At 45.5% G+C, this 25,356-nt stretch carries 23 protein-coding genes and 10 tRNA genes; 14 read left to right on the forward strand and 19 right to left on the reverse strand.

The annotated features are described in order from the left end of the window. The first annotated feature begins 75 nt into the window (after positions 1-75). Entirely contained in the window at positions 76-1,443 is a 1,368-nt protein-coding gene (locus IPJ67_04465; GenBank protein ID QQR77361.1) for a S1 RNA-binding domain-containing protein, read from the forward strand. A 352-nt stretch (positions 1,444-1,795) separates the two neighbouring features. Here IPJ67_04465 and IPJ67_04470 read toward each other — a convergent pair whose 3' ends face one another. From IPJ67_04470 to IPJ67_04490, 5 genes are all read right to left on the reverse strand, one after another. Continuing rightward, positions 1,796-2,293, reverse strand: a complete 498-nt coding sequence (locus IPJ67_04470) for an NYN domain-containing protein (GenBank protein ID QQR77362.1) — start codon at positions 2,291-2,293, stop codon at positions 1,796-1,798. A 235-nt stretch (positions 2,294-2,528) separates the two neighbouring features. Beyond that, positions 2,529-2,792: a 30S ribosomal protein S15 gene (gene rpsO, locus IPJ67_04475; GenBank protein ID QQR78041.1), complete on the reverse strand. Its 264-nt coding sequence runs from the start codon at positions 2,790-2,792 to the stop codon at positions 2,529-2,531. A 103-nt stretch (positions 2,793-2,895) separates the two neighbouring features. Next, a complete protein-coding gene (gyrA, locus tag IPJ67_04480) occupies positions 2,896-5,361 on the reverse strand; it encodes a DNA gyrase subunit A (GenBank protein QQR77363.1) in 2,466 nt (821 codons plus the stop codon). Between the two features lie 222 nt (positions 5,362-5,583). Then, positions 5,584-6,066, reverse strand: a complete 483-nt coding sequence (locus tag IPJ67_04485) for a hypothetical protein (GenBank protein ID QQR77364.1) — start codon at positions 6,064-6,066, stop codon at positions 5,584-5,586. A gap of 160 nt (positions 6,067-6,226) precedes the next feature. Beyond that, entirely contained in the window at positions 6,227-6,877 is a 651-nt protein-coding gene (locus IPJ67_04490) for an MBL fold metallo-hydrolase (protein QQR77365.1), read from the reverse strand. 204 nt (positions 6,878-7,081) lie between these two features. Between IPJ67_04490 and rplS the strand changes: the two genes are divergently transcribed. From rplS to IPJ67_04520, 6 genes are all read left to right on the forward strand, one after another. Further along, entirely contained in the window at positions 7,082-7,546 is a 465-nt protein-coding gene (gene rplS / locus IPJ67_04495; GenBank protein ID QQR77366.1) for a 50S ribosomal protein L19, read from the forward strand. 66 nt (positions 7,547-7,612) lie between these two features. Next, positions 7,613-7,697 (forward strand) — tRNA-Leu (locus IPJ67_04500). Positions 7,698-7,764: 67 nt separating this feature from the next. Continuing rightward, a tRNA-Val gene (locus IPJ67_04505) sits at positions 7,765-7,841 on the forward strand. A 76-nt stretch (positions 7,842-7,917) separates the two neighbouring features. Then, positions 7,918-7,989 (forward strand) — tRNA-Phe (locus IPJ67_04510). A 109-nt stretch (positions 7,990-8,098) separates the two neighbouring features. Then, positions 8,099-8,170, forward strand: a tRNA-Ile gene (locus IPJ67_04515). A gap of 154 nt (positions 8,171-8,324) precedes the next feature. Next, positions 8,325-8,396: transfer RNA gene (locus IPJ67_04520), tRNA-Gly, on the forward strand. A 219-nt stretch (positions 8,397-8,615) separates the two neighbouring features. Here IPJ67_04520 and IPJ67_04525 read toward each other — a convergent pair. Beyond that, complete coding sequence (locus IPJ67_04525; GenBank protein QQR77367.1) at positions 8,616-9,044, reverse strand: type II toxin-antitoxin system death-on-curing family toxin; 429 nt, start codon at positions 9,042-9,044, stop codon at positions 8,616-8,618. Positions 9,045-9,046: 2 nt separating this feature from the next. Then, positions 9,047-9,301, reverse strand: a complete 255-nt coding sequence (locus IPJ67_04530; protein QQR77368.1) for a helix-turn-helix domain-containing protein — start codon at positions 9,299-9,301, stop codon at positions 9,047-9,049. A 528-nt stretch (positions 9,302-9,829) separates the two neighbouring features. On the opposite strand from IPJ67_04530, the gene IPJ67_04535 reads away from it, so the two are divergent. The 5 genes from IPJ67_04535 (at position 9,830) to IPJ67_04555 (ending at position 11,680) form a co-directional block, all read left to right on the forward strand. After that, positions 9,830-10,231, forward strand: coding sequence for a response regulator (locus IPJ67_04535; protein ID QQR77369.1), 402 nt, complete (start codon positions 9,830-9,832; stop codon positions 10,229-10,231). A 284-nt stretch (positions 10,232-10,515) separates the two neighbouring features. Beyond that, positions 10,516-11,064, forward strand: a complete 549-nt coding sequence (locus IPJ67_04540) for a 3D domain-containing protein (GenBank protein QQR77370.1) — start codon at positions 10,516-10,518, stop codon at positions 11,062-11,064. Between the two features lie 93 nt (positions 11,065-11,157). Continuing rightward, positions 11,158-11,231: transfer RNA gene (locus IPJ67_04545), tRNA-Cys, on the forward strand. 23 nt (positions 11,232-11,254) lie between these two features. After that, positions 11,255-11,340 (forward strand) — tRNA-Leu (locus IPJ67_04550). Positions 11,341-11,428: 88 nt separating this feature from the next. Beyond that, a complete protein-coding gene (locus tag IPJ67_04555) occupies positions 11,429-11,680 on the forward strand; it encodes a hypothetical protein (protein ID QQR77371.1) in 252 nt (83 codons plus the stop codon). Between the two features lie 294 nt (positions 11,681-11,974). On the opposite strand, the gene IPJ67_04560 is transcribed toward IPJ67_04555, so the two are convergent. The 6 genes from IPJ67_04560 to IPJ67_04585 form a co-directional block, all read right to left on the reverse strand. After that, positions 11,975-12,520 (reverse strand): uracil-DNA glycosylase, encoded by a 546-nt coding sequence (locus IPJ67_04560; protein ID QQR78042.1) that lies wholly within the window; start codon positions 12,518-12,520, stop codon positions 11,975-11,977. 169 nt (positions 12,521-12,689) lie between these two features. Further along, positions 12,690-13,658: a bifunctional oligoribonuclease/PAP phosphatase NrnA gene (locus IPJ67_04565; GenBank protein ID QQR77372.1), complete on the reverse strand. Its 969-nt coding sequence runs from the start codon at positions 13,656-13,658 to the stop codon at positions 12,690-12,692. Beyond that, on the reverse strand, positions 13,655-14,017 hold the full coding sequence (locus tag IPJ67_04570; protein ID QQR77373.1) for a ribosome-binding factor A: 363 nt from the start codon (positions 14,015-14,017) through the stop codon (positions 13,655-13,657). The genes IPJ67_04565 and IPJ67_04570 overlap by 4 nt, the downstream gene beginning before the upstream one ends. 144 nt (positions 14,018-14,161) lie before the next feature. Then, positions 14,162-14,233, reverse strand: a tRNA-Arg gene (locus IPJ67_04575). A 121-nt stretch (positions 14,234-14,354) separates the two neighbouring features. After that, the gene (locus IPJ67_04580; protein ID QQR77374.1) at positions 14,355-14,933 is read right to left on the reverse strand and encodes an alpha/beta hydrolase; all 579 of its coding nucleotides are present in this window, start codon (positions 14,931-14,933) and stop codon (positions 14,355-14,357) included. A 27-nt stretch (positions 14,934-14,960) separates the two neighbouring features. Next, positions 14,961-15,033, reverse strand: a tRNA-Ala gene (locus tag IPJ67_04585). 2,663 nt (positions 15,034-17,696) lie between these two features. Between IPJ67_04585 and IPJ67_04590 the strand changes: the two genes are divergently transcribed. Together IPJ67_04590 and IPJ67_04595 are read left to right on the forward strand one after the other, a co-directional pair. Then, a complete protein-coding gene (locus tag IPJ67_04590; GenBank protein ID QQR77375.1) occupies positions 17,697-18,710 on the forward strand; it encodes a hypothetical protein in 1,014 nt (337 codons plus the stop codon). Between the two features lie 52 nt (positions 18,711-18,762). After that, positions 18,763-19,881, forward strand: coding sequence for a hypothetical protein (locus IPJ67_04595; protein QQR77376.1), 1,119 nt, complete (start codon positions 18,763-18,765; stop codon positions 19,879-19,881). A 266-nt stretch (positions 19,882-20,147) separates the two neighbouring features. Here the strand turns inward: IPJ67_04595 and IPJ67_04600 are convergent. The 6 genes from IPJ67_04600 to IPJ67_04625 all read right to left on the reverse strand — a co-directional run bounded on the left by IPJ67_04600 (position 20,148) and on the right by IPJ67_04625 (position 25,336). Then, positions 20,148-20,221: transfer RNA gene (locus IPJ67_04600), tRNA-Val, on the reverse strand. A gap of 16 nt (positions 20,222-20,237) precedes the next feature. Further along, positions 20,238-21,152 (reverse strand): hypothetical protein, encoded by a 915-nt coding sequence (locus tag IPJ67_04605; protein QQR77377.1) that lies wholly within the window; start codon positions 21,150-21,152, stop codon positions 20,238-20,240. Positions 21,153-21,274: 122 nt separating this feature from the next. Beyond that, entirely contained in the window at positions 21,275-23,134 is a 1,860-nt protein-coding gene (gene ftsH, locus IPJ67_04610; protein QQR77378.1) for an ATP-dependent zinc metalloprotease FtsH, read from the reverse strand. A gap of 110 nt (positions 23,135-23,244) precedes the next feature. Beyond that, positions 23,245-24,225: a tRNA lysidine(34) synthetase TilS gene (tilS, locus tag IPJ67_04615; protein QQR77379.1), complete on the reverse strand. Its 981-nt coding sequence runs from the start codon at positions 24,223-24,225 to the stop codon at positions 23,245-23,247. 1 nt (position 24,226) lies between these two features. Next, positions 24,227-24,790, reverse strand: coding sequence for a guanylate kinase (locus IPJ67_04620; GenBank protein QQR77380.1), 564 nt, complete (start codon positions 24,788-24,790; stop codon positions 24,227-24,229). 396 nt (positions 24,791-25,186) lie between these two features. Further along, complete coding sequence (locus IPJ67_04625) at positions 25,187-25,336, reverse strand: hypothetical protein (protein QQR77381.1); 150 nt, start codon at positions 25,334-25,336, stop codon at positions 25,187-25,189. Positions 25,337-25,356: the final 20 nt, after the last annotated feature.

The raw sequence follows: 25,356 nt of genomic DNA on the forward strand, positions 1-25,356 counted from the left end.
TCCTTTTTTTCATGTACTCGCGCGTTTTTAATTATTATTGCGGACGATCGCGCTCGCCGCACACGACCCATGTTTATGCCACTCAAGAAAACGTTAAGCTCACTTCTCGACGAAACACTCGCACTTCACAAGAAGCCAGAAGTTTCAGAAGAAGCACCCGTCTCGGAAGAAAAAACCGAGAACGCTACCCCAAAGAAGAAAGCATCTGCCAAAAAATCCGCAGCAACAAAGCCACCTAAGAAAGCATCTGAAACAAGCAAAGTAGCGCCAGAAAAATCAGAAGAAGGAGAGGCCTCGGAAAAAAATGGGGTAAAGAGAGAGAAAAAGACATCGAAAGCCGCCCCCGAAGAAGTCGTGGACGATTCTGAAATGGGACGACTTATTGCAGAGCACCCGTTCGAAGTACCGAGTATCGGCGACGTACTCCAGGGAACCATCATCGAGGTTGGCTCCAATTTCGCATTGATCGACCTTGGTCCATTGGGGACGGGTACCGTTCTCGGCAAAGAAATGCGCGACGGTCTCGCTGGCGGTGTCAAAGTCAAGAAAGGCGACTCCGTAAGCGCAACGCTCATCGACCTCGAGAATGACGACGGCGTCATCGAACTCTCCATCCGAGAGGCCTCCTATGACAAGTCATGGGAAGATATCCAGATGAAGCTTGAGAACAAAGAAGTCGTCCCAACCAAAATACTCGAAGCCAATAAGGGTGGGCTTATGATTGAAGTAAATGGCGTCCCTGGTTTCCTCCCCGTTTCCCAGCTTGGCAGCGAGCACTACCCACGCGTCGAAGATGGCGACAAGAACAAGATCCTCGACCTCCTCAAACGCCTTATCGGGCAAGAGCTCAATGTCCGCATCTTGGATGCCGATCGTATCAATGAGAAACTTATCGTGAGCGAAAAGGCAGCTCGAAGTGAAAAGGAGCGTGCTGCCATCTCTTCTCTTCAGGTAGGCGATACGGTTTCCGGTGAGGTGAGCGGCGTTGTAGACTTTGGCGCCTTCGTCAAATTCCCTATCCCAGGAAACGAGAAAGAGCGAGTCGAAGGTTTGGTGCATATTTCCGAGCTCGCTTGGCAGCTTATTGATGATCCACGAACCGTTGTTCGCACGGGCGATCAGGTGAGTGTCAAGGTAATCGGTATCGAAGACACGCGAATCTCCCTCTCCATGAAGGCGCTCAAAGACGATCCTTGGGCAAATGTCGCCGAAAAATACACCGTCGGGGACACGGTGAGCGGGAAAGTCGACAAGATTAATCACTTCGGCGCCTTCGTCTATCTCGACAAAGATATTCACGGACTCGCCTATGTGAGCGAATTCCAAAACCTCTACCCCGGTCGCAAAATGGAAGAGGTCTTCCAAGTTGGCGGAAGCTACACCTGGAAAATCCTCTCCATGGAACCCAAGAGTCACCGCATGGGACTCCTCCCAGTGAAATAGCACTCCCGCACCGAATAGCGTTCCCAAGGAATACTGCTCGGGGAATAGCAAAAGTTAAGGGAAGCAAGAAAAACTCCGCCCATATTTGGGTGGAGTTTTTTTAAACCACGAAACTCACCATGCGCAAAATAATAAAAATGCTTTTATCTAAAACACTGAACAAAACTCAGCCCTGTCGCTCCGAGTAGAGTCGAGGAATCTCAGACTTTCTGGAAGCATTGTCTATCCGGTAAGCCAATGTCCTTCCACCTCACTTCTTCGTCGTTTCGGTCGAGCCGACAAAGAAGTGTCTCGTTCTGCGTAAGGTGAAAATCAAATATGTCGCATCTCTTCGAAGCGCTTTTCCGCCCTCTCAGATCAGAAACAATTTCTTGTCCTCGGAAAGATTGATAAAATCGTCGAGTTGTTCAATAAGCTTGGCACTCGCCGATTCCTTGAATGCCATGCCTTCGACGCGACACCCCGTTGTTGATTGAATATATTCAATGAGCGGTATATAGTCTCCGTCACCTGAAACAAGGATAATCACATCGAGATTGCGAGCCATTCTCACCGCATCCATCGCAATGCCCACATCCCAATCTCCCTTCTTGGAACCATCGGGGAAAATCTGCAAATCTTTCGTTTTCACTTCAAATCCGGATTTCTCAAGCGCTTCAAAGAACTTTTCTTCCATACCCTCGACGGTTTTGATGCCGTAGGCGATGGCACGGATGAGTTTCCGGTCGGCTGTGCCAGCAAGGAGCACGTTCTTAAAGCTCACTTTCTTACTGAAAAGAATGCGAGCGCTATAATACATATTCTGCACATCGACCAACATGCCGACGCGCTGTTCCTTAAATTTCGCCATAAATCAATACTTGTAAATAAAACTTTTCTGTCATCCCAACCAAAATAGAGGGATTTCAGTTTAATTGTGTAGAAAGCCTCTTAGCTTAAAAGGTTCGAATTTCCAACTTGCAGAAAAAAGTGTCAATCTTTTGAAAGCAACTAACTCGGAACTACATTCTCACAAAGGGAGCAGTTGATTGACGTAGAGGAAAAGCCAATCCCGCACCTTGGATACAAAGTGCGGGAGGAAAAATCTAGGCGAGTTTGAGCTTCTTTGCAAGGGCTTTCGCCGACTTCTCATCTGTTTTCTGGAGATATCCCATCAGGCGCTTCCGCTTCGAGACCATTTTGAGGAGTCCTCGACGAGAATGAAAGTCTTTCTTGTTCTTCTTGAGGTGATCGGTCAGCTTCTTAATTCGCTCCGTAAACATCGCAATCTGATACTCCGGCGACCCGGTATCCTTCTCATGTCGCTTCACCTCTTTCGTCGCCTTCACCTTCTGCTTCGTCGTCAACATAGCTTTGTCGTACGGCATCGGACTCGTTCACAAAAAACCAATCCGAGCTCGTCCCCTATAAATTAATACTAAAAGCCTATCATGGAAAGCTTTTCTGCGCAACCTACAGCACTGTAAATGAGGCAACGCCGTCGCTCGTTTGCGGGCGCATGACGCGGACGCCTTGGGTGACACGGGAGAGGAGCGGGACACTCTTGAGCGGAATGCGGATGATAGTACCCTTTCTCGAAGTCGCCATCAGGTCGCATTCGGAGATATCGTCTTTGTGTACCACCTCCGCACCGACAATCTTGCCAATCTTTGGTGTCACCTTGGCAGTTTTCATGCCACTTCCGCCACGATGCTGGAGTTTGTAGTGTTTGAGGTCGGTGCGTTTCCCGAAGCCACTCCCCGAGAGGATGATAAGCTCAAGATCTTTCCCCTCGGCGCGGACGACATTCATACCCACGACTTTGTCGGACGCAGCAAGCTTGATACCGCGCACGCCACCGGCACTTCGCCCCATCGGGCGCACATCACTTTCCTTGAAGCGAATCGCCTGCCCTTCACTCGTAGTGAAGATGATATGATCAGAGCCAGTTGTCGGCGCAACCCAGCCAAGCATATCGCCCTTTTCGAGGTTGATCGTGATAAGTCCGCTCCGACGCACCGTTTCATAGTCTTCGAGCTTCGTTTTCTTGATAGTACCCTGCTCTGTCGCCATGAAGAGATATTTGTAATCATCATCCTTATTGAAGGCAATGAGCGCAGTAATGCGTTCGTCTGGCGACATCTGGAGGAAATTTACAATCGCCTGCCCCTTCGCCGTACGCGAAGATTCGGGGATTTCATACGCCTTGGTCTGAAACACCTTGCCCGTATCAGTAAAAAACATGAGATTGTCATGCGTCATAATGCCAAGCACCTTGGCAATCGCATCACCCTCATGCGTCGTCGCGCCAATTACACCCTTGCCGCCACGCTTTTGCACGCGATAGACATCTGGATTCATTCGCTTCACATAGCCATCATGAGAAAGCGTGATAATTGCTTCTTCGTTTGGGATAAGATCTTCCTGCCGAAATTCGCCAATACCAGAGCGAATCACCTTGGTTTTTCTCTCATCGCCATACTTTGCCTTGAGATCGAGGAGCTCGGTCTTCACAAGTTTCATAAGCTTCGTCCGACTCCCAAGCAGATCTTCGAGCTCAGCGATAAGCCTGCGCTTCTCAGCAAGTTCATCTTCGATCTTCTTACGCTCGAGTCCAGCAAGCGTCTGAAGACGCATTTCGAGAATCGCATCCGTCTGACGATCAGAAAGGCGAAAGCTCTTCATGAGGCGTGTCTTTGCTGTTTCTTTGTCCGGAGATTTCTTGATAATCGCAATCACTTCATCTATATGGTCGAGTGCGGTTTTGAGCCCTTCGAGGATATGCGCGCGATCTCGCGCCTTTTCAAGTTCAAATCGCGTCCGACGTGTCACGACAATCTCACGATGTGCGACAAATTGCTCGAGAATTGATTTCAAGTTCAACACCTGCGGCTCAATGCCGTTCACTAGTGCCAACATATTCATGTTGAAGTTCTTCTGGAAATCCGTAAGCGAATAGAGCTTATTGAGCACTTTCTGTGGGAACGCCTCTTTCTTGAGATCAACCACGATACGCACTCCATCCTTATCGGATTCATCACGGAGATCTTTGATACCCTGAAGCTTCCCATCCTTTACCAGTTCAGCAATTTTCTGTATCAATGTTGATTTGTTGGTCAAATAGGTGATTTCCGTCGCAACAATCTGAAACATGCCCGCCTTGGTCTCGATGATTTCCGCCTTGGCGCGTGTCGTAATCTTCCCGCGACCAGTCGCATAAGCCTCACGAATATCCTTAGCATTGTAAATAATGCCCCCCGTCGGAAAGTCCGGGCCCTTGATGAATTTCAAAAGGTCTTCCGTACTCGCCTCAGGATTTTCGATAAGATGCGAAATACCATCAATCAGTTCTGAAAGATTGTGTGGGGGAATATTCGTTGCCATGCCGACAGCAATACCGACCGTGCCATTGGCAAGGAGTTGCGGCAATTTTGCCGGAAGGAGCACTGGCTCCTTATGCACGCCGTCAAAGTTCGGAACAAAGTCCACCGTATCTTTCTCGATATCAAAAAGCATCTCCTCAGCTATCGGAGAAAGCTTCGCTTCGGTATAGCGATAGGCAGCAGCACTGTCTCCATCCATAGAGCCAAAGTTCCCCTGCCCCCACACGAGCGGGTAGCGAAGCGAAAAATCCTGCGCCATACGCACCATCGTGTCGTACACCGCCGTGTCGCCATGCGGGTGATATTTTCCCAGAACTTCTCCAACAACCGTTGCCGACTTGCGAAACTTCGCGCTCGCTTTGAGTCCCGTAGACCACATGGAGTAGAGAATGCGACGATGCACCGGTTTCAAACCATCGCGCACATCGGGAAGCGCACGCGACACGATGACACTCATCGCATAATCAAGATACGACTTTCGCACCTCATCCGTAATTGGCTGAATATGAATATTCTCTTCCGGCGTCACCAAACTTTCAACAGCATTTTTTTTCATAAAAGAATGTCAGAACGTATTTTCAGAGATTTCCAAAACAATACCAATTGAAGAAGTACAAAAGTATACTTCTTGCACTGTTTTTTGGGAAAAATTGTTTTTTGCGACTTTCCCATCTATCGACAGGCAGATAGGCACAATTGCAAGACAAACAAAAAACAATTCTTCCCAAAAAACGCCCTTCTCACCAAGCTTTTACTCCAAGAACACTGCGACACATACCTACTGATTTGCATCAACCGCCGAGTGCTCAGTCGGCGCAACAGGTGTGGTGTCACTACCCTTTGTTGGCGACACATCTACCGGTGCGCTTCCAGCAGCGGTGTCTATTGTGTCAGTAGCATCACCGCTCGTCACTGCCGCCGCACTCCCCGGAAGAAAATCCGATGTCTCCGGAGACGAAGGACGCGTCGCCTCACTCGGAGATTGCTCCACCACACCTTCTTTGAGCGTTTTCCCTGCCTTCAAAAGGTCTTCCAGGGAAACCGGCGCAGATTCCTGGATATTCCGAGCATTTTCCCGAACAGCATCCACAGCACCACCTGCATCGTTTTTGAGGAGAGTGCCAAAAGATGCCTGCAAGGAAAATGCCCAGAGTGCCACAACAAACACGAAGGAAATCCCAACTGAGAAGAACAAGTATCGAACACGAACCGTTTCCGGCTTCTGCCGTATGCGTTCAAAAACCGAAGCAAAAGAAATCATACTCGTTTGTATATTTGCTAAGAGCCTGTTAAAAAAGTATCAAAAAGGCATACTTTTCGCACTGTTTTTCTTGACAAACTCTAAGCCTGACACCCTCATTTATACCCGAAACAAGCCTCAAAGAAAAAGCCCCTCCCAGAAACTCCCAATGGAAACACTCTCACGCCCGCTCAAACAGTACCACCTCCATACTCTTTCCATCGAGATCCTTTTTCTTGAGTGTCAGTTTGGAAACAGCTCCCTCCGGACAATTCCCGATTTCCTTGCAAAATGCCTGTTCATCATCGCTGTCGGTATCAAATCCCGGGAAACGGTAGTGCGTCGGAACAACTATCGCCGGCTCTATTTTCCGCACCAATTCATCAATGCGCTGCACCGCCAAAGTGTCCTTGTTGCCTACTGGAACAAACAAGATATCCACATGTCCAATCTTCTCTATAATACTCGATGAAAGCTCATGACCCAAGGCGCCCAAATGGCACAGAGTCATATCCTCGCTCTGCAAGACGAATATTGTGTTCTTCCCACGCAGTGCGCCCGATTCCTCATCGCGAAACGACGGAAACCCGAGTACCGATATCCCACGCACATCATATTCACCCGGAGAATCCAGAAGTACCGTGTCGCCAGCACTATCGCGATCCTTCTCGCTCATATGTGTCTTCAGTGTGACATCTACCTGTCCTTGTGGTGCACGAAGACCTGAGTCTTTCTCACACAAATCAATCACGACCACGACATCATCAGTCGCCCGCCCACCGGGTTTTGTGGTTATTTTGAAGCAAAAATCACCGTAGTACTGAATATTCATAGGAGACTGCCAAAAGAAACTCTCGAGAAACTTCTTTCTCGGTGCTTTCTTAGGGTATCATAGCAATTTCTCTTTGTCGAGATGGATTCTCCCTCATCGTTCACGTCGCTGTTGACGAAATGAGAAATATCTTTTAGAGTGGCTAGTACGGATACGAACCCCTCTCATTGGGTGGTTTTTCTTTCTTGGTATAACTCTACCGATATGGATCAGAAACTCATTGCATTCAATCTCTCCCAGCGTCGCACCGACCTCCCTCCAGTCCGGACCGGCGATGTCGTCCGCGTCACCCGCAAGATCAAAGAAGGCGCCAAAGAACGCCTCCAGGTCTTCGAAGGCATGATTATAGCCAAAAAAGGCGGTCAGAGTGCTTCACAGACCATCACTGTTCGCAAAGTCTCTTTCGGTATCGGAGTGGAAATCATTTTCCCGCTCAATTCCCAGCAAGTAGAGAAAATCGACTTCGTAAAGCGCACCAAAGCCGGTCGTTCAAAGATTTACTATGTCCGCCACAAGTCTGCCAAGGTATTGAGTCGCAAACTCAAAGAAATCCCCGCCAAAGACATTATCATCGAGAAGCCTGTCAAGAAAGTCGCCAACAAAGCAAAGAAGACCGCTCCCAAAACAGCAGAAACCGCAGCAGAAGAAAAGATTTCAGCCAAAGAGTAGAGTAGCAAGAGAAAGCCCTCAATAGAAACGTGTTATCAAAAATGACACGGAAAATGAAAAGAAAACGGGGATATGGTGGAATTGGTATACACACACGTTTGAGGGGCGTGGCCCTTGTGGCATGAGGGTTCGAGTCCCTCTATCCCCACCAATCAGAAAAGCCGAGGGATTTCCCCTTGGCTTTTTCTTTATTTCTGCTATTCTTCTACCCAGAAAGCGGACGATTAGCTCAGTTGGTTAGAGCGCCTCGTTTACACCGAGGAGGCCGCTGGTTCGAGTCCAGCATCGTCCACCACATTTGATTGGTGATAATTTCTCTGCTACAGTGTGGAAGTCAGGGAGAGTATTCCCTGTTTTCCGTTGTTCCTTTTGCCGAGGTAGCTCAGTGGTAGAGCAGAAGACTGAAAATCTTCGTGTCGGGAGTTCGATTCTCCCCCTCGGCACAGTAGAAGTTTGAGGTATCAAAACAGAAGAATGAAAATCTTCGTGTTGGGAGTTCCCCGCCTACCGGCAGGCAGGGATTCTCCCTCTCGGCACCATTCACTTCATCCAGGGACCGTAGCTCAGCGGTAGAGCAGGGGACTCATAATCTCTTGGTCGCTGGTTCGAATCCAGCCGGTCCCACGTTAGTATCCTATCTCGAAAGCTTTACTCAACAGAGAATTGATTTTCACCCCTCTAGCCCTCGAAGGAATTGCAAAAAACTGATATTTCCGATAAGATAAGGGCGATTTGAACAATTCAAAGAATTCCAGTCTCTCAGAAGAGTTCACAACACGCGGGTATCGTATAGCGGCTATTATGTAACCTTGCCAAGGTTAAGATACGGGTTCGACTCCCGTTACCCGCTCACAAGAAGTAACGCCGTCCCATTTGGGGCGGTTTTGCTTTTTCGCGGTAAAGAGGAGTCGAACTGGAAAGGGGTCGGGGAAACATTTGTTTTCCAGTCTGGAATAACAGAGTCTTCGAGGATTAGAGGGCGGAACGGAACCGCCAATTGGCGGTGAGCAGTTCGATCTTCCCCTTACCCGCTCACTAAACAAAAAATCACTCCGGCTGGAGTAATTTTTTAGCTGGAAAGATTTTGATTAATGCAATATTTTCTTAAAATTTCATATATAGCTCCCAATACTTGTTCTCTAACGGCGGGGTCGCTTGCTGCTATCCATTTAGCAAAATTATAAAGTTGCTGGTTATCAATCTTTAACCACTTCCCATTTTTATGAAGAAAATACAATAACGCCATGATGGCTATACGTTTGTTTCCATTTTGGAAGGGGTGGTCTTTGATTATAAGATAAAACAAAATCGATCCTTTTCTATAAACTCTTGGATAGAGTTGCTTTTTATCAAAAGTTTGTCTAGGAGCGGCCAAACAAGCCTCGAGCTTATTTGGATATCTGCTTTGAAAATCAGGGATAGGCTCGTTCCAAGACATTAACTCTTTGGCAAGTGTATGGGCTACATATTCGATTTCAGAAACTGAGAGGTACTTCATAGTTATTCCTTACCAAGCAACTTGAATGTTTCACCGTATTCTTCAATAGCTTGCTTGACGGCTTGTTCGATTGTTCGTTTATCTTTTTCGTTGAGGTTTCCTATTAAATCACCATAACGGATAAGGTAATTTCTACCAATTTTTCTAGCAAGAATAGTCCCCCTCTTAATTCTTTGAAACACAGCAAAACGGCTGATAGCGAGAATTTCAGCTACCTGTGTCGTCGAGAGGAGGTCGTCATGTTGATAGTTTTTCATACTCATGTATATGATGTTAACATATGTGTATATATAAGTCAATATGTCACATATGTTATATGTACTATAAATTATGTTACATGTAAATTTTTCCGTTTAGATTCAGTTCTTACCGTAGCCACTACCCAGCTCCAAAATAAAACAAGCGTCCAATCAGGCGCTTGTTTTATTTCTTGGGTTGGCAGTGAGACAAAGACTCCCATTTGCTCGTCCAAAGCGTAAGCGAAGGATGGTTGCCCGCTCCCGAAAAACCAGACTTACTAAAGCCTCTTTTATAATATCCAGGAATTTAGTTGGAACTGAAAGACCCCTAAGGAACAAAGCCTCTATTTACAAATCCAGCCTTAACCGCACATACAGCTCCCGCTCAGCTAAAAACAAGATTCCTCCCTCAATTCTATTCAGAGTCGCACAGTCGAGTCAATTGACGAGATATTTTCTGAGAATTTCATATGGGGAGATATTTTTCCCACAAAAAAGCTGTGGTACAATAAAGGCATACAATAGCAATACTTTATAAATATTCCTATGAACGATCCTGCGCCAGAAATGTCGGCCGAGCGACGAAAAGTCTGTCTTATTGATGACGAGGAGGCTATTCGCGAGGTATACACCGTCGCCCTTACTGCTGAGGGATTTGACGTTGTGTCAGCGGAAAACGGCGAAACAGGACTCGATCTCATACGCGCCGAACACCCAGATATCATTCTGCTCGACCTGCAAATGCCCCTCATGGACGGGTTCGACGTACTCAAAACACTCGCAACAGACAAAGATATCGCCAAAATCCCCGTCATTATCCTGAGCAATACCGACAATGAAGACGCCTTCAGAAAAGCTGGAACCTTCAATACACGATTCTTCCTCATAAAATCCCTCACGACTCCCAAAAAGGTTGTCGGCGCCGTACGAGAAGTCTTCACCAGCTAAGACTCGCAGGTCTCACATCCACAAAGAGCGATATCCTCCCATTGCCTCGCTGCAATGGGTATTTTTGTCGAAAATATCCAGCAGTGAAACACACTTTGTGGAAAAAATAGCGAGAAAGAAAGCTTTAGCCACCAACAAAATTCCGCTCAAAACCATTGACATCTATCACAATATATGCTAATATAGGCAGTCGAGTCCACAGGGGCGAGACACCGGATATATGGCTTTAGTGAGGGATTGTTCTTCGAAAATTACGAATCCGGGTTAACTAGTAAAGGAACTTTATGCGGTATTTTGGTACCCTTGCCTTCCTTGCGATTCTCTCTCTCGGTATCACGAGCGAGGCGCAAGCGGCAATCGAGACCAATACCAATACGAAAACAACCCCTGAAACCAAAGAAAATATCACCAAATCCCAGACATTCACGTGGAGTGCTATTCTCGAGCAGTCCATTGCAGAAGAAACTGCCACGTCGAATGACCCGAGAGATCATTCTCTCATTTCATGGAAAGCCAAACAGGCACATTTGTGGAATGCGCTTCCGGACGGAAAGTTCACTATCAATGCCTCTGCCTATACGGCAGCCGCTGATGAATGTGGGAAGTCCGACGGCATCACCGCTTCCGGCGTGAAGGTGCAGGAGAATCGCACCCTCGCTTGCCCACCATCATATCCCTTTGGTGCCAAAGTTGCTATCGAAGGCTATGGCATCTACACCTGTGAAGACCGTGGTGGCGCAATCAAAAACAATCACTTCGACATCTATATGGAAACCAAAACCCAAGCATTTGCCTTCGGTCGAAAAAATCTCACGGCCGAAATCATCCAATAAAATATTCCGGATGCAAAGCACTCCCACTCTTTGGGAGTGCTTTTGTATTCTTCTCGTTGACGCTTCATCTGGTATTTGATAGGCTTCGAGCATGGTCGGATGCCCGAGTGGTCAGGGAGAGGTCTGCAAAACCTTGCACAGGAGTTCGATTCTCCTTCCGACCTCCAAATATGCACGAGGAAAATCCATCGGGCGAGTGGCGGAATTGGTAGACGCGGCGGACTTAAAATTCGCTGTCCCTCACCGGACTTGAGGGTTCGAGTCCCTCCTTGCCCACAGAAAAATATTACTTGAAGATTTCAAAGTCAAATCGGTTCTTTACACTTCCATTGAAAATCCATCCAACGGCAAGAAGGAGTACCTCATGAGTACCAAAACCCTGCATTTTCTTGATGTCCCGAAGCTTATTCAAGATACAACAACGGAGTATGCCAAAGCAAAGGAAAAGAGTATAGAAGAAGTTCGGGAAATAGTAGAGAGCTACATCAACTCTTTCCTAAATATACCTATAGGTGCTAAAAGAGAATATCCACTTCTTGGACCCGGAAGAGGTAACATCATAAGAATTGATGAAAACACCTATCACATACACCCATTTCATAGGGTGAGGAAGTAACAAGGAAATATCCTTTAAACTCTTTCTATCGTTTACGCAAACAAGGAACCCTAGGGTTCCTTTCTTATAGCAATTAACAACCACCGACTTCCCTGACAATACGCGCATCTTCCCTGGGAACGAGCTTATAAGTACATACAGCAATTCAATCCTGCCCCACCAACTCAAGATTAAAAGAACACTTGCAAGGATTCTTTTGCTCGTAAAATAGAGAGAAAAATGACTCACTACCTCTTAAAACGGAAGACCAAGAAGTCTTCCGTTTTTTCCATTTTCTCATTCAAGAAATCACATTCAATTCCCTTTCTTCAACATTTCCAATACTTTCGGTATCTTTGCGAAATCTTTCATGAGCGTTTCGCGCATACTACCGTTGTAGAGGGCGGCGGCGGGGTGATAGAGAGCGAAGAAGACATAGGTTCCAAGCTCTGGCACCGTACAACGAAACGCTTTGCCATGTTCGACGGAAATGCGCTTTCCCGGCACAAACCGCTCAAGAGCGTGCCGACCAAGAAGTATGATAATTTCCGGATCAATAAGCTCCACCTGCGCCCGAAGCCACGACCAACAAGCCGCCACCTCCTCAGGAAGCGGGTCGCGATTGTTTGGCGGGCGATATTTAACGACATTAGTGATATAAATATCATCCCGATTGAGCCTGATAGATGCAAGCATCTCATTCAAGAACTTCCCTGCTGCCCCAACAAACGGCTCCCCTATTTCATCCTCCTTCTTCCCTGGCGCCTCTCCGACAAACAAAAGCCGTGCATCCGCATTTCCAATACCCGGCACAACATTGCGCGCGGTGTTCTTGAGCTCGCAGGTGCAGGCTGCTGCCATATCACGATTAAGTGTAGCAAGAGCCACTTCTTTCTTTTCATTTCGCATATATATCCAAAATCTTTTCTCTAAAATTCTCTCTTCCCCCTCTCTCAAGAGAACGAACAAAAATGTGGACAACCTGTGAAGAAGTTCTCAGGCGTTTTCTTTTTCGTCATCCTCAATCCCATTATACCACCGCCCAGCCATTTTCTGCTCTCATAATTTTCCCTGGGATCTCAAATCCGCTCGCCAAGCGATGGCCACCACCGCCAAATCGGTGCGCAATCTCCGAAACATCCACATTGTGTTGTTCCATAGAGCGCAAACTCGCCCGAACTGTCTCATCGTCTTGTTCCGAAAGCACCATTGCAAATTTCGCTTCCGGAACAGTGCTCAGTATAGATGTCACGTGATAAATATCCTCAACAGATGCCTGACATTCCTCAACATCTTGCTTTGTCACAGCCGTCACCAACATGCCATTCTTTTCATTGAGCACAGATCGCTCAAATGCCTTTCCCCAGAGCCGCAACGCTGGAATACTCTTATTGGTAAAGATTGCATTCACGATTCTATCGAGGGGAGCGCCTCTCTTCATCAACACACCGGCAATATCCATCACGCGAGGTGTTGTGCAAATATGCTGGAAATTGCCCGTATCAAATATGATGCCCGTAAGAAGCGCCGTTGCAATCTTCTTGTTGCATTCCGCGCCAATCTTTTCGAAATACGTATAGAGAAGCTCGCACGTTGACGAATAACGAGCGTCAACAATCTCGAGATCACTCGGAACGGCGATATCTGGATGATGATCCATGATAACCGTCACCTGTCGACGAGCAACCCTTGCGAGTACACGATCAAACCCGCGATCAACGGAATCGCAGGCGATAATAGCTCCGTAGCGGGAAATATCCAGCTGATCTGGATGGAGGAAGGTTTCAGGTGTTTCAGAAAGCAATGCTGTAAGCTGGGGCGGAAAGGGGTCAAAACAAGCAAGAGAAACTTCTTTCCCTTGGCACCTCAAGAATTCAGCGAATGCTACCGTCGCACCAACTGTGTCCGCATCCGGACGAGTGTGCGCAAAAAGCAGAAACGACGGCGATTTCTTTATGATATAGGAAAGTGTCCGAAATTCCGAGGAGAAGGTATTCATAGTGAAACGGTCTCGTCCTGTTCTTTCTTCAGCTCAATGAGCATTTCTTCGACAACCTGCGCACTTCGCTCTGTCACGTCGTTCTCAAAGATAATCCGCGGCAACGGACGCATATGAAGACGTCGATTAAGGAGCCCTTGAATTTTGTAGAGCTCGTATTCAAGCGACTTCATCACATATTCTGTCTCGTTTTCCGGAAAAGCGCTCACTGAAACTCGAGCCTGTTTCAAATTTGGCGTAACACGAACCTTGGCAATCGTCACAAAAACACCTGTTTTCAAGGAAACTTCCGCTGAGAGAATCTTCCCCAATTCCTCTCGCAAAAGTTCATTCACCTTCTCAAGACGCAAAGATGCCATATGTCAAACCAAAAAGCGAAAGAAACTGCAGTATACCAGCTTCCTCCCATTTCATCAAGAGTACAAGTAACAAGGGATATCCTTTCAAAGCAGCACTGCCAATCACCTCACCATTGCAACACAAGCACATTTATCCCATATGAGTGCCCCCAGTATGAATCGAACATACATCGCTCCCTTAGGACGGGACCGTTCTATCCGTTGAACTATGGAGGCAGATATGTCAAGAAAATTTTCAGTGGACTACCTACTACTCAATTGAAACCCTATCATAGCGGAATTGCAATCTCGGCAGGAATTTGGAATAGCTATTGAGCAAACCAGTTACACATCCCATTTATCTTAGACACTCCTCGACCAATTCCGAAAACTCCCCTGTTTTCATATCTTTGAGGCAGAAATGTCCGTAGCTGTGAAACTCTTTATAATCAATACCCTTAACCTTGTCTCGAATAATTTGAACTGATTTATGAATAGTAATATCATCATTGTCCGAATTGAATAGAGTGACACCCTCCGTACGTTCAACTAGTCCCCGGTCTATCTCAAACTCAAAGAAATCAGCCGTGTCATAAATAGGATTATTTTCAGGATTGAGCCAAGGTGCAACCAAAACAACCTTACTAACTTTTTTATCTCTATTCTCACTCAACCAACGAATCAAAAAACCACCTCCGCAACTATGGCCAACTAAGACTGTCTCTGGCGTGATATCAAACCTTTCAAACTCTTTCTTCCAAGTATCATAACGAGGCCTCCAAGGTTCTGGCAGCTCAATTGCTACTGCAAACACATCATTAATTTGAAGTTGCTTTGATAACCAAGGAAACCAGTGATTATTACTATTCGTTGGACACTTTGGGTCGTAATATTCCTCTTTATCTGGTCTGCCTGGAACTAAAATCGCATTCTTCATATTTCGAAATTCTCTCGTTATACCACGTGGACCGTAGGAGAATCGAACTCCTTACCTCTTCCATGCCATGGAAGCGCTCTACCAAATGAGCTAACGGCCCAAACAAACATTTTTCAGGGGATATCCACAACTTTTCCACAGAAATCCCATGGTACATCGTAAGATATCGTATCATGTTTCCCTGCTTCGTCAAATAAATACCCAAGAAATACCATAATACTCGCACAATCCACAATTGATCTTTATTCCACAGTGTGAAGCAAAAACAAAATTCCATAGATATTGTTCCACATGTTCCACAGCACTCGAACAAAATGTCTATTTTAAATGGGCTATCATATCCTAGCGCTTTCACGAAAAATACGCATCGAATGCTCCCCATGAAACAAAATACTACAGCACAAAAAAATGTTTCACAAGAAACATAGATTCTTCAAGTACTCCTTCTTCAGCTCTCACAGATATCAAGAACTCATACAAAAAAATCAGAAATGCCCCACCATTAGCAGCCCTGATACACATAAGATTTGTCTCTACTTCTTCCCATAAAGCTACTTCAATCCTATACATTGTTCCACACGAAACACAATATCGATCGCTATGAAAATAACACATGTGCTTCACGTGGAACAACATCGTTATTCTCCGATGCCTAAGGAATCTATGTTCCATATGAAACACCACTCAATTCCCTTAAAAATGATTCCGAAAAATGTACAACTAAGAATATTCACAAGGAAAACATATCAGGAGGAAAACAACTCTCCACCGCTATTGGACTAATCAATGTTCCACGTGAAAGAAACAAATATCAAATAATGATTCCTAGACGTACAAAAGTGTGTTCCACGTGGAAAATATTATCAAGTTCATGTTCATACCGACCCTGATTGCAAAGGCACATTCAGTACTGATTATTCCTGCGATAGAAAATTATTGTTCCACATGGAAACTTACTTCCGAGACACGCGGCAACTCACACAAAAATGTGTTCCATGTGAAACATAAGAACCACCAATCCACACTGGACCAAAAAGAACCACATGAAAGCTAAGAAGAAGATTCATAAAGAAAGCATAGAGATACACCTATAAAGAATGACGAAAAGGAAACCCTTTTCATCAAGAGATGCCCTCACCAAAAACAACAAGAAAACGATTGTTTCACGTGGAATATATTTTCAATACATATGAGTTTCACGTGGAACAATTCCAATCATTTAAAGAAAATAAACTTGTTGCACGTGAAACGACTAGTAAACAGCAAAGACCTGTTTTTGATACAAGTAGCCACAATTGTTCAGCCGTAAATATCACCTTCTAGGGGCGCTCGCTACTCATCCAGAAGATATCCTCCTATGCCCGCAATACCCTAAATACCATACTATTACGAAATTGTGGTAAGTGAAATGTTCCACAGAGAACATCATGCAAAAAATAACAGAAACAGAAAGTTCCACATGGAACAATACGAAAAACAGATCGAATGAGAACATCAATAAAGAATACTCTTCATAAAGAGAGTCCTCAGAGAAAACGTAGGGGATATGCAATTTTTCTCTACTCAGAAAAAATCCGAGAAACATAAAAAATACTATTCCACATGGAACAACTCATCGATTCATTTTTCCTAGCAAACAAACGAGCGATATTTTTAGCAAAATTACCACTAATTATACAAAGGGTATCTCTTCTTAAAATTGGAGTGATTGTTCTACGTGAAACAGATACTCCAAGAAATTCATTAAGAAATGTTTTTTAGAAAGTAGAATGTTCCACAAAGAACATCATTCTCACAACAATCGTTCGGATGAGCGCGTTACTTTTGGTATATCTACTATGAAAAGGGCTTTCTTTGTGAAACAAAATAAGATATCTAGCATTGTTCCATGTGAAACAATTCTAGAGAGACTAAATATCAATATTGTGACATCTAACTCGGAATCCTACCGAAATCCTAAGTGCAGCACTGAAAGAAAATCTCTGTCCGTCTAGAAGATTCACCTATTTTTTATTCCACTCTTCTTTAAAAACTCAATAGCCTTATCTAAAGACTCTGCATGTTCCATGTGGAACTTTACACTAAAATGTAAAGTGTTCCAGAAAAACTTCAAAGATATCATAGAACAAGGAGAAAACCTTTCAAAAAGCATCTTTTGCTGCAAGATTTCCAAATTTTGAGAAAAATTCTAAAAACGAGTCTACCTGTATCGCTGCGTGGAACATTGCAGACGGGAAAGACAACCAAAAAAGATATCCTGACGAAATACACATATCTTGCCTGCAAACAGGCAAGCAAATTTTGAAAATCAAAGCAAAGCATGAAGCTATCGGACGAACTCTAAATGCCTTAGATTTCCGTTCCAACTTCAACATTTTCCAAACAATGCTTGCCCTACAAAAAAGCCTCAACATTGTTTAGACAGACTATGAAAACGCACAAACCTTAATTAAGAGAAGCATGCGTTCCATAATCGCTGTTGATATTCCTTTCAAACAAAAATCTATCGAAAAATATATTCGCTGTAGATACCTTCCTCTATTTAAAGAAAAAATCAAAAAGTGGAAGAAAAGAAAATGGCGTCATTTATAAAGGGTATCGTTATTCTCGTTACAAACATTGAATTCAAGTTCAGGAAAAGCACTCGCATATGTTGCAAAAAAAATTATTTTAAAAAAAGTATGCTATACTATTAAAAGTATTTCGCTTCGAAACTTTATGTCGCGTTTCTTTTCTTCTTTGATTCGCACAAAGAGGCTTCAGTTGCCTACTTTTGTATTTTTTGCACTCATTTTTACAAGCTTTGGATTCTTTTCTCTTGCTTCCGAAAACTTTTCTGGAAAAAACATTTTTCAAGATGCTGACCAGGACGGACTGACAAATGAAGAAGAACAACTATACGGTACAGACCCACAAAAAGCAGACACTGATGGAGACGGCTACAGTGATGGAGCAGAGGTGCGAAGCGGATATGACCCGCTCAAACCGTCACCAGGAGACAAAATACTCCCCCCAAAAAAACCGGCAGAAACACAGAAAACTCCCCCACAAAAAGACACAGCTACCTCGGGGACTCCCTCACAGGAAACACCCGATGTTGGAGGATCCAATGAAGACAACCTAACAACACAGGTTTCACAGCAGATTGCAGACATTCTCAAGAGTTCGTCCGAAGATAGCTCAGGAAAGGCAGTCTCAGTGCAAGACATGCAAGACAGTCTCCAGAGTCTCCTCAGCGAACACGGCACTGACACCGTTAAACTTCCCGAAATCGATGAGTCTGAAATAAAAATACTGAAACAAAATTACAAAGACCTCTCAGATGAGGATCGGAAAGCAAAGATTAAGCAAGACACGCTTGAATACGTCACCAAGGTGTCCTATATCTTAGCAAGCAACTCACCAGAAATCATCACAAAACCCGAAGACATGGAGAATATGGCAACAACGATAATGACGAGCGCCATGACTTCGATAGAAAGTGGGAATGCAACATACCTGAAAGATTTGAGCGAGAAAGGCAAAAAAGCGCTTGTTGAATTACAAGATGTTGAAGTGCCAGAAAATATGCTCGAATCACACAAAAAAGCCCTACAGCTCTTCCAGTATGCGTCATCACTCCCGGATGAACTAACATCATTTGAAACAGATCCGCTCGCGAATGTTGTTGTCCTCTCCAAAATGCAAGGCTTGCTCAGTTCTCTTTCGAGTTTTGTCAGCAATATTGATTCAACCCTGAAAGAAATTGGGATCGAAGAGATTCCAGTCAATCTGTGACGAGACGTTGTTTGAAAATTTCCAAGTCAGCTCTGGTCATGATTCATTCCGTGTGAACAAAACAAAATACAAAACATCATACTTCCAATACCTCCAAAAGGGGTTGTTTGTCGTGGCGATTCTTTTCTTTGGAATTTTCTCAACCACGCCAGCTCGAGCTGGGTACTGGGGAGAGCCGACGGCGGCGAATATGATGCTCTTCAATCTCGATCAAATCGCCGATAAGATAAAAGGCGTCACTTTGAGTGTCGTTAAAAATGCTGCCATACGAACCATCAACCAACAGGTGCTTCGACTCGTAAATGGCACTGGCGGACAAGGATCACTCATTATTTCGGATTGGAGACAATTTATCTATGTTGAATCCTCAAAAAAGGCGAGCGATGTCGTATTGAATGACTTTTTTCCAAAAATGTTTAGCGGAAAGGGATCTGGTGGAAACTATGTCGCCTCTTCCGAAGGGGTAAATACGGTAAAGAATCTTTCTTCATCGGTTAATACGATTAAAAACTATCCCGAATATCTCTCGACCATCGGAAAAAACACCCTGAAAAATCTTCAAACAGACGCGACAAAATACACGCTCGACCAGGTTTGTCCAGATCCATCCGGATCACTCGCTAAGGGAGACTATCGCTGCTTTTCAGAGATTATGAAGCCACAAAACAATCCCCGCGGAATACCACTTCTCACGGAACAGAAATATGCCGAGGAAAATGCAAAAAACCAAGCTGTCGCACAAACACAAGCAGGAATAACAGGCTACAAACCGCAAACAAATGCCCAAGGCCTTGTCGTCACGCCGCCGCAAACCATCTCAGATATCGTCTCAGCTGTTCAAACCCTTCCAGCAAAAGCCCTTGCCATTGCTCAAAACCCTTCGGAACTTATAACGGGAGTCATTCAAACATACGTAAATTCACTCATTCAACAAACACTGAGCAAAGTAGGGCTCGGACCCGTTGGAGCAAGCTTTGCGCAAAATCTTGGAGGCGAACTCTCAAGAGAGTCCGACGCTCTCATTTCAGAGAACGTTGGCGCCATGTTTAACACGGATGGCTCAGGCACAGACATCGTAGGACCCAACAATGTCGGTCAGCAAGCGACGAGCTCACCAGCAACCGCATCATCCGAAAACAACTGCGGCACAAACTGCCGTATGATAAACTAGTACCACAACCACTCTATCGAACGAAAAACTTCCTAACGTAAGGGAAGTTTTTTCATATATACAAAGGGTTGACCCTATTCACGAATAAATAACCTAAAAATATCCTCTCTGTGTATGCGTGTGGAGACACAGGGGAAGCAATTATTTCCAATTCTCTGTTTCGCAGAGACAAACTCCCTCATGATGATATAAAAAGAGCCCATATTACTACGAAAAAATCCCAGCAATAGAATATTGTTGGGACAAAAAAGGGATATTTCCTTTTGTGGGTCTGTCCAGACTCGAACTGGAGACCTCTACAATGTCAATGTAGCGCTCTAACCAACTGAGCTACAGACCCCACAGATACCTCGCATCTACGCCTTATCCAGGCTCACAGCACTTTCTTGTTGTAGCATGGTTTCTGATTTTTGCAAAACAGGCTCTGGATCCTTTGGGAGGGCAATCATGCGAAAAAATGAGGTCCATGATGTCCACGTCCACGCTTCGAGTAAAGAAAGTACTCCGAGCATGCCTATCCACTCGACAATCGTCCCATATACAAGAACTGCCGGAGAAACATTTGTTTCGAAGAAATTCCATACAAGGGAAAAGCTCATTGAAAAAAATGAAAGGGTAAGAAATTCTATACAAAATAGCGCAACAGTCAAAAGAAATGTCTCTCGCATATGAAGACGAAAAAGTCGGGAAGCGTTTTCGAGAGCTGATCGTACAGAAATTTTCGAAAGAGAGAGATAGAGAGCAGCGTATTGACGAAGAAAGAACAGTAAAAGGGAGATAGAGAGAAGGAGTCCAAGCGCCGAATAGGACAATGCGCGCGAAAGACTCGCGAGTCCGCGGGAAAGCGCTATGTCTGCCGGTACCGAAAGAATACTCCCAACAATCACAACAAATGCAATAAGAAGGATTTCAAGTATCACGAGATTCTTCGTCTGATGTCGCACGACTCTTCGAAGAGCAGAGAAGGAAGGGGTTTCGCCGCTTTCATGCCGATTCATCAAAAATACGAGTGCAACAATGCCGAATGAACTTACGATAAGTGCTATGCCTGCAAGAAGCAGAAAAAGTATCACTCCCCAAGGAAAGAGAACTCCTCCCTTGCTTTGCAGCCACGAAAACATATCTCCAAACTCCGCACCGCCCAATACAAAAAACTGTATCAGTCCTTTCGGTATGGCAATAGCGGCGCCAAAGACGGCAAATACCGGACTGGAAAATACCGCTCGGAAGCCATTCTTGAGTGGAACACGAATATCTATACGCTTGTTCATAACACGATAAAAATATTCCTCTGAATTTTCCTTCAGAAATAAAGAACTTGCGAGAATCAAGCCTTCAAGAACACGGGCGATCAACGAAACCTCGCAGCTATAAAGCAGTCAGCCAAGTCTTTCTATTTCTTCACTCCCTCTTCCTGAGGAGATGCCGACACTATCGCTTCTCCGCGAACCAGGGCAGCGAATTCATCTTTCTCGAGAGTTTCCTTTTCGAGGAGTGTCCTGGCAATACGATTCAATGTATCGCGCTTTTCGGTCAGAATATTCGTCGCCTGTGCAAAGGCGTCACCAACCAATCGAGAAACTTCAGCATCAATCGCCTCGGCGGTTTTCTCCGAATAATTGCGTTCTTCATGCATTTCGCGACCCAGAAATATCATCTCATCCTTCTTGCCAAATGTGCGCGGACCAAGGGTGCTCATACCGAAGCGCGTCACAATATTGCGCGCCATTTGCGTTGCACGTTCAAGATCACTTGATGGACCAGTCGTCACATCACCAAAAACCAGCTTTTCACTTGCATAACCACCAAGAAATGTCGCCAGTTCATCTCTGAAGTGACTAAATGACTGGAGCGTCTTGTCTTCGGTCGGGACAGCAAGTGTATACCCACCCGCATGTCCGCGAGAAATAATGGAAACTTTGTGGACAGGATCAGCGTGAGGGAGGCTCGCCGCAACCAAAGCATGTCCGCCTTCATGATACGCGATGATTTCTTTTTCCTTTGGATTGATGGCGCGACTCCGTCGTTCAGGTCCCAAAATTACCTTTTCAATCGATTCGGCAAGCTCTACAGCTCCGATTTCCTTCTTGTCCCGCCTCGCGGAGAGAATAGCCGCTTCGTTTACAAGATTGGAGAGGTCAGCACCAGAAAAGCCGGGGGTACGCTCAGCGATAGTACGCAGGCGAACTTTTTCTTCCACTGGCTTGTTTTTGACGTGAATATCGAGTATCGCTTCACGCTCATTAATGTCCGGGAGGTCCATCATAACCCGACGATCAAAGCGACCTGGACGAAGGAGCGCTGGATCAAGGACATCCGGGCGATTGGTTGAGGCAATGACAATAACATTTGTTTCTGTTTCAAAGCCATCCATCTCAACGAGAATCTGATTGAGCGTCTGCTCACGCTCATCATGTCCGCCACCCAAACCAGCACCGCGATGTCGACCAACCGCGTCTATCTCATCGATAAACACGATGGCTGGCGCGTTCTTCTTCGCCTGTTTGAAAAGATCACGGACACGACTTGCTCCTACACCAACAAACATCTCCACAAATTCCGAGCCGCTAATATTGAAGAAGGGAACTTTTGCCTCGCCAGCAACCGCTTTTGCCATCAAGGTCTTCCCAGTTCCGGGAGAACCCAGAAGAAGCACCCCTTTCGGAATACGTGCCCCAATTGCGAGAAATTTCTTAGGATGCTTCAAAAATTCAACGACTTCCTGAAGCTCATTCTTTGCCTCTACCGCGCCAGCAACATCAGCAAAGGTGACGCGTTTTTTCTTGTTCTTGGGATCGAGCATACGCGCACGGCTCATGCCAAAAGAAAGCGCTTGAGCATTGCCCCGCTGTGCCTGCTTCATCATAAACCAAATAAAACCAGCGATCAGGAAAAATGGCAAAAGAAAAGGAAGGATGGCGCCAAGCCACAGCGTCGCACCCGAATCCTCCTTAACGGTTATCTTCACGTCTTTCAATTTGTCTGTATCAACGCCATAATTGCGAAGCGTTTCCGTGAGCGATCCTTCGGTCTCTTTGGTCGCCTTTTGTTTATCGCCGCCTTTGAGCTCTATAGCAAGAGAATTCCCACTCACGTCTACCGTAGATACTTTTGCATCGTTTATTTCGGATACCAGCTCGTTGAGGGAAATGTCTGCGGGACGCCCCTTGGGAGACTGATAGAGAATAATAATGCCGGAAACAAAAAGGAAAGTAATAACAATAGCACCGATATTTTTGAAAAGCTTGTTCATGAACGTAGATTGCACGAATTATTATTTCGGACACACTTAATTGCGTGCCACTCAAGGAAAACACCCTTAGCAACGGGGTATTTGGCAAAGAAACTTTGCACACACCTGTCCTACTTTTTCTCAAGAAGTACAGACACCTTAGCACCTCTTCGAGTGAATTTCAAGCCGTGAAAGGACTTTTCCGCCATTTTGTTCTTCGTACTTGCGATGAATTTCCGAATTTCTTCAATCACTGAAAAAGAAGGGGGAAACTCACATACACCACTAACTTCCTCGATAAATGCTCGCAGAAACGCCCTTTGGGATGCAATGGAAAGCATTCCAAAAGCCGATGCATCGAGAACAAAGGCTCTGTTTTCATCATTCTTTTGAAGAACTCCTGATTGATTGAGACTCGTTGTGAGCACATCCGCATCATCCGCAAGTGACAGTGCTGATCGGGCAAGTGTCGATCGAATATTTGGATTGAAAGTTTCAAGGAGAGGCAGAAGTTCGTGCCGAATACGATTGCGAGTGAAACGCGAATCAGTATTGCTTTGATCGATGCGAAAGGGAAGGGACTTTTCTTCAAGATAGCGGAGAATATCTGATTTTGTCACAAAAAGAAACGGCCGAATAACAACACCTTCTCGAAAACGCATCGCTCCCAGACCACGAAGCCCTGCACCACGAAGAAGCCTTAGGAGCACCGTCTCCGCTTGATCATCTTGCGTGTGCGCGACGGCAATAGCGTCAAAACCAAGCTGTATCCGAAGTGTTTCAAAAAATTCATACCGAATCGTTCGCAGACGTGCTTCAAGATTACTCGTATCGCTCGAAACTTCTGGATGAAGCACAGTAAGTGGGATGCCGTAAAAATCAGCACGTTCTCGAACAAGCTTTTCATCTGCATCGGATTCTTCACCACGAAGCGAATAATTCACATGAGCAATATGAAGCCTCCACTCGTATTTCTTTCCGAGAAGAACCAAGCAATCGAGCAAGCACATACTGTCCGGACCGCCAGACACAGCAACCACAAAAGCGTCTCTGCGTTTCCAGAGCGCGAAGTGATGAGCTGTATTCTGAATATTTTTCAAAAAAGACGACATTTCAAACATGCTTCTGGATGATGTCAAGGGTTTGCTGGACAGCATCATCGAGTCGTCCTTCTCCATTCACGACTGTGTAGTCGTAAATATCGGTATGCCGGAGCCACTCGCGCGTATAGTCCATGCGCTCGGCAATATAGGCATCGGTCACATGTGGATCACGGCGACGAATACGCGCCTCGAGAATATCGAGCGATGGCACCGTGACAAAAATAGCGACAATATCAGGAAAGAGCTTCTTGGCAGCGATGACGCCTTTCCATTCTATCTTCCAAATACCAATCTTGCCGGAATTCCGCACGCGTTCAATTTCGTCAAAGGTGACGCCGTAGAGATTGCCATTGTATTGGCGCGTGTATTCGAGAAATCTCTGCTCCCGAATACCCGCTTCAAACGCGTCTTCGGAAAGAAAATAGTAGGGATTTCCCTCGGATTCACCCGCTCGAGGAGCACGCGCCGTCGTCGTAATAACACGCTCAATGGAAAGCTTGATTTCCAATCGAGAAATAATAGAATCTTCCCCAGCGCCGGACGGCCCGGAAACAATAAAAAGTTTCGATTTCATACCCACAGACTAGCGCGATTCCCCCAGAGAATCAAGGATTGAAGATAAAAAAACTCCTCCTCGAAGAGCTCTTGTTAAGAGATTCAAGAAGGAGGGTTGACCCACGCTTTCTGCGAGCAAAGCTAGCATTTTTCGCTCGCTATCGCAGACGGTGAGTACGGTTTTTGAACATCCGCTAAGCTTTCCTTAATCCTTCCGTGGGCTTTCCATAGAGGAGAAAACTTGCGGGTCGTATGCTCACCGCTTCGCGCAATGGAGGACTTTCCCCCAATGAAGCGGCAAGCAGAGTTGCGCCAAGTCTCGTGCGGAAGGTTATATCCGCGCCGGCGAGAACAATGCGCAACTCAATTTGGCTGCTGACTAGCGGCTAGGAGATGCCTAGCATTGCGGTAGTTGCTAGCTCGCCGCCGAACCGAGGCCGACCAGGCCGGAGGAGATAATCGAACCCACATTCTTCATTGCCACACTGGGCTTGGGCCGACACTTGGCACCGGCACCGATGGTCACCTTCGAAAAGATCTCGTTATTCATGTACTTCTTCTTCATAGCACAACCCTCCTTTTGAG

It is taken from the genome of Candidatus Moraniibacteriota bacterium (genome assembly GCA_016699385.1).
Taxonomy (GTDB): Bacteria; Patescibacteriota; Minisyncoccia; order Moranbacterales; family UBA1568.